Genomic DNA, 4,582 nt, shown 5'->3' with positions numbered 1-4,582 from the left:
TGGTGATTGCTGCAGTCAGGGTAGTTTTACCGTGGTCAACGTGGCCGATAGTACCAACGTTAACGTGCGGTTTTGAACGTTCAAACTTTTCTTTAGACATTAGGTTGTCCCTCTAAGACACGGAATCGGTGGTTTCACCACATCAACCAAGCAATTGCTTGCGAGATATTTACAGGAAGAAAATCAGGAGGCAGAACAGGAGAGGTGGTGCTGATAGGCAGATTCGAACTGCCGACCTCACCCTTACCAAGGGTGTGCTCTACCAACTGAGCTATATCAGCACATCTTGGAGCGGGCAGCGGGAATCGAACCCGCATCATCAGCTTGGAAGGCTGAGGTAATAGCCATTATACGATGCCCGCGTGAACTCGGCTACCTGACTTTAATCAGCTGTACGTTGTATCTCAAGTGTTTTTCTGGAGTATAACTCGAGCAGAACACTCAAGATCTAAACTGGTTAATGGTGGTGGGGGAAGGATTCGAACCTTCGAAGTCTGTGACGGCAGATTTACAGTCTGCTCCCTTTGGCCGCTCGGGAACCCCACCTTTCCAAATTTTTAATGGTGCCGGCACCAAGAGTCGAACTCGGGACCTACTGATTACAAGTCAGTTGCTCTACCAACTGAGCTATGCCGGCATCAAGTGCTGCGCATTCTAGGAAGAGTTGGCCCACGATGCAACAAAAAAATTGCTTTTTTTGTTCTTTTGCTCACAAAACAATCATTTCTAATGTTACTGGTGTTTTTTTCAATAACTTTAGCTTAAATATCCAACGATAAGCTCTTGTGCAGAAAAATCCAATAAGCGTATCTGCCAATTACTTTTTGAAAATTATTTGTATCATCCTGACTATTTCCTTTTTAAAAGAAATGAGTTGGCAACTAACATAGCTTCAGAAGTAGTACGTTTTTTTTATATTTTTGTATTTGCCATCAAAAAAATCACTAAAATCATAAAAAATTCTACGCCTACGATAATTCAACCGATATGATGAGATTTATTTTTTGTCGGATACGGGTGTTTTCAACAACCTGTCCAACCTGCATAGACAGGCAGATGTTGGCTTATGAATAAGAAAGAAAATTTTTTGACGACTCCATATTTACAATTTGATCGTAAACATTGGGCAACATTGCGTGACTCAGTGCCTTTGACATTAACAGAAGAGGAAGTCGCTGCTTTAAAAGGGATTAATGAAGAAATCTCAATAGATGAAGTGATTGAAATCTATCTTCCCTTGTCACGCTTACTCAATTTTTACATTAGCTCCAACTTACGGCGGCAAGCTGTTCTTGAGCAATTCCTGGGAACAGATGAACAAAAAATACCTTATGTTATTGGTATCGCAGGTAGTGTAGCTGTCGGGAAAAGTACAACCGCCCGCTTATTGCAAGCATTATTAAGCCGTTGGCCGGAACATCGTCGTGTCAAATTAGTGACAACAGACGGATTTTTGCATTCCAACAATGTATTGAATGAACGTGGCTTAATGAAAAAAAAGGGATTCCCTGAATCCTATGATATGCGTAGCTTGGTCAAATTTGTCGCCGACATAAAATCAGGGGCGGAAACAGTCACTGCACCGGTTTATTCTCATCTAAGCTATGACATTGTTCCTCATGAACAACTTATTATCGAAAAGCCAGATATTCTTATCCTTGAAGGCTTAAATGTATTACAAAGTGGCATGGATTATCCACACGAACCACATCATGTATTTGTATCTGATTTTGTTGATTTTTCTATTTATGTTGATGCACCAGAAAAATTACTTGAACAATGGTACATCAGCCGTTTTCTTAAGTTTCGGCAAGGTGCTTTTTCCGATCCTGATTCCTATTTCCACAATTACTCTAAACTAACGACAGAAGAAGCGATAAAAGTTGCATCGGGTATTTGGCAAGAAATTAATGGATTAAATTTACAGCAAAACATCTTACCAACGAGAGAACGAGCTAGTTTGATTATGACGAAAGGAATCAATCATACGATTGAAAGCGTCAGACTGAGAAAATAAGGCAAAAAGCCGGAAATACTTCCGGCTTTACATTCAGCAACCTCTTAGGGATATTTCGCCACCAATATAAGGCGTAATCACTCCATTTATATCCAGTAACAAAGCACCTTGTTGATCTATTCCACGGGCTATTCCGTGAACTTCCTGATCACCAATAATTAATTTTACGGAGCGATTGATAAAATTATCTAATTCAAACCATCGAGGAATAAAAGGGGCCAGTCCCTCGTTTTCAAACTGAATTAATGCTTCTTTAAGTTCCGCTATGATTTCAGCAACTAGCTTATTCCGTTCAATAACCGTTCCAGATTGCTGCAAATTAGTCCAATTTTGATTAATTGATTTCTGTTGATCGCTACTCATCGAAATATTTATACCTATTCCGATAACAATGTGGGCTGCATCTCCCGTTTTTCCCGTCAACTCCACCAATATCCCGGCCAGTTTTTTATCATCCAAATATAAATCATTTGGCCATTTTACTTTGACCTTTTCTGTTCCCTGACGGTTCAGAACTTCCGCAATAATAATACCAACCACTAAACTTAAACCTATCGCTGCTGCTGGTCCTTGTTCTAAATACCAATACATAGATAGATATAAGTTTCGACCAAACGCAGAAACCCATTTCCTACCACGACGTCCTCTGCCAGCATACTGATATTCAGCAACACAGGCATCTCCTGAATCAAGTTCTGCTAATTTTTCCAGAACATGCTGATTTGTAGAGTCAATGACAGGGATAACTTCAATACGATTATTGGGAAGGTGATTTTCAATAGCTTCCTTATCCAGAAGATTCATTGGGGCAGGCAAACGATAGCCTTTAGCCGGAAGCGTTAATACTTCCACGCCCCATTCACGGATCGTTTGAATATGTTTATTGATCCCTGCACGGCTCATTCCCAATTCTTGGCCGAGTTGCTGGCCTGAATGAATTTCGCCATCAGATAACACCTTAATTAATTTTAATGGAGTTCTAATATCTTTCATGAAATACATTCCACTGCATCTATCTCACCTGTATTGCCAATAAAGCGCACCTCAGGCTCTAAGAAGATATTAAATTTTTCGGCTACCTTGCTGCGCACATAAGCAGCCAAGGCAATAACATCTTGTCCCGTTGCATTACCTTTGTTAATTAATACCAATGCTTGTTTTATGTGTACGGCGGCATCACCAATAGCAAAACCCTTCAATTGGCATTGCTCGATCAGCCAACCTGCTGCGACCTTTACGCTATGTTCATCATGAGGATATTGAGGGCAGTCAGGATATTCAGGCTTAATTCTGTATGCTAATTCAATCGGTACAATAGGGTTTTTAAAGAAACTTCCAGCATTACCTATCCGTGTCGGATCTGGCAATTTACTCTGGCGCATTTCACACACGGTATCGAATATCTGTTTCGGGGTGACCTTTTCTCGTGAAAACTGTGCTAAGGCACCGTAAGTTAAAACGGGTTCCCACTTTTTATTCAAACGCAACCCAACGGCTGTAATAGCATAACCATCTTTATATTGATGCTTAAAGATGCTGTCTCTATAGGCAAATTGACACTCATTTGCGGTTAAACGAATTGAATTGCCTGTTTTCAACTCAACAAAATCCACATATTCACAGACATGTTTAAATTCAACGCCATATGCCCCAATATTCTGGATTGGGGCAGAACCAACATTTCCAGGGATCAAGGCTAAATTTTCCAAGCCATAGATCTGCTGTTTCAATAAATAAGTAATGAGTTCATGCCAATTTTCACCCGCACCAACATGAATATGCCATGCAGCACCTGACTCTTGTATATTAATGCCAAGGATACGATTTAGGATCACCGTACCCTTAAAATTATCGGTGAAAAGAACATTGCTTCCTCCTCCCAACAGTAAAGTTGGTTGGTTCTTTTTCACTGCTTCTTGCCATAAGGCCAGAAGAGATTCAACAGAGGTGGCCATACCAATATGATCGGCATTGGCTGAAATACCAAACGTGTTAAACGTTTTTAGTTGAGTAGATTGACAGACAGACATTCACTTCAAGCTCAATAGGTAATTTAAGTCGTAGTCTATCAGACTCTATATTTGAAAGATAAGTAAGTAGTCACCCAACACTTATCTATTGATTGGAATACAAAAGAACCAGAAATGCAAAAGGCCACTCATATGAGTGGCCTTTTGACTGGATATTAAAGCTTGGCAGTTCCCTACTCTCACATGGGGAGACCCCACACTACCATCGGCGCTACGGCGTTTCACTACTGAGTTCGGCATGGGGTCAGGTGGGACCGCCGCGCTATCGCCGCCAAGCAAATTCTGTTTTATTTGCCGAACATATTATTCATGGTGCTGATACCCAGATTCGAACTGGGGACCTCACCCTTACCAAGGGTGTGCTCTACCAACTGAGCCATATCAGCAAATGCTGAAAATAAAAAGTGTTGCCAAATGGACAACACTTATAAATTGGTGTCTGGCAGTGCCCTACTCTCGCATGGGGAGGCCCCACACTACCATCGGCGCGACGGCGTTTCACTGCTGAGTTCGGCATGGATTCAGGTGGTCCCAC

4 protein-coding genes, 5 tRNA genes and 2 rRNA genes are annotated in these 4,582 nt (G+C 41.2%); 1 reads left to right on the top strand and 10 read right to left on the bottom strand.

Annotated features, from left to right (window positions below; genetic code table 11):
- The 5 genes from Xkoz_RS01420 to Xkoz_RS01400 form a co-directional block, all read right to left on the bottom strand.
- Positions 1–100 (bottom strand): GTP-binding protein (locus tag Xkoz_RS01420; RefSeq protein ID WP_234369306.1); only part of this gene is annotated, 100 nt, incomplete at its 3' end.
- A gap of 105 nt (positions 101–205) precedes the next feature.
- Positions 206–281 (bottom strand) — tRNA-Thr (locus tag Xkoz_RS01415).
- A 6-nt stretch (positions 282–287) separates the two neighbouring features.
- Positions 288–362, bottom strand: a tRNA-Gly gene (locus Xkoz_RS01410).
- 99 nt (positions 363–461) lie between these two features.
- Positions 462–546: transfer RNA gene (locus Xkoz_RS01405), tRNA-Tyr, on the bottom strand.
- Between the two features lie 15 nt (positions 547–561).
- Positions 562–637, bottom strand: a tRNA-Thr gene (locus tag Xkoz_RS01400).
- A gap of 429 nt (positions 638–1,066) precedes the next feature.
- Between Xkoz_RS01400 and coaA the strand changes: the two genes are divergently transcribed.
- Complete coding sequence (gene coaA / locus Xkoz_RS01395) at positions 1,067–2,017, top strand: type I pantothenate kinase (RefSeq protein WP_099140426.1); 951 nt, start codon at positions 1,067–1,069, stop codon at positions 2,015–2,017.
- Positions 2,018–2,050: 33 nt separating this feature from the next.
- Here the strand turns inward: coaA and birA are convergent, their stop codons facing one another.
- The 5 genes from birA to rrf (Xkoz_RS01370) all read right to left on the bottom strand — a co-directional run.
- On the bottom strand, positions 2,051–3,010 hold the full coding sequence (gene birA, locus Xkoz_RS01390; protein WP_099140425.1) for a bifunctional biotin--[acetyl-CoA-carboxylase] ligase/biotin operon repressor BirA: 960 nt from the start codon (positions 3,008–3,010) through the stop codon (positions 2,051–2,053).
- Entirely contained in the window at positions 3,007–4,047 is a 1,041-nt protein-coding gene (gene murB, locus Xkoz_RS01385) for a UDP-N-acetylmuramate dehydrogenase (protein ID WP_099140424.1), read from the bottom strand. The genes birA and murB overlap by 4 nt, the downstream gene beginning before the upstream one ends.
- A gap of 160 nt (positions 4,048–4,207) precedes the next feature.
- Positions 4,208–4,323 (bottom strand): 5S ribosomal RNA (rrf, locus tag Xkoz_RS01380).
- A 34-nt stretch (positions 4,324–4,357) separates the two neighbouring features.
- Positions 4,358–4,433, bottom strand: a tRNA-Thr gene (locus Xkoz_RS01375).
- A 51-nt stretch (positions 4,434–4,484) separates the two neighbouring features.
- Positions 4,485–4,582, bottom strand: a 5S ribosomal RNA gene (rrf, locus tag Xkoz_RS01370); the annotation flags it as partial.

Origin of the sequence: Xenorhabdus kozodoii (assembly GCF_002632875.1) — a bacterium.
GTDB lineage: Bacteria > Pseudomonadota > Gammaproteobacteria > Enterobacterales > Enterobacteriaceae > Xenorhabdus > Xenorhabdus kozodoii.
Note: the sequence above shows the minus strand (reverse complement) of the source record. Positions and strands in the feature narration are given on the sequence as shown.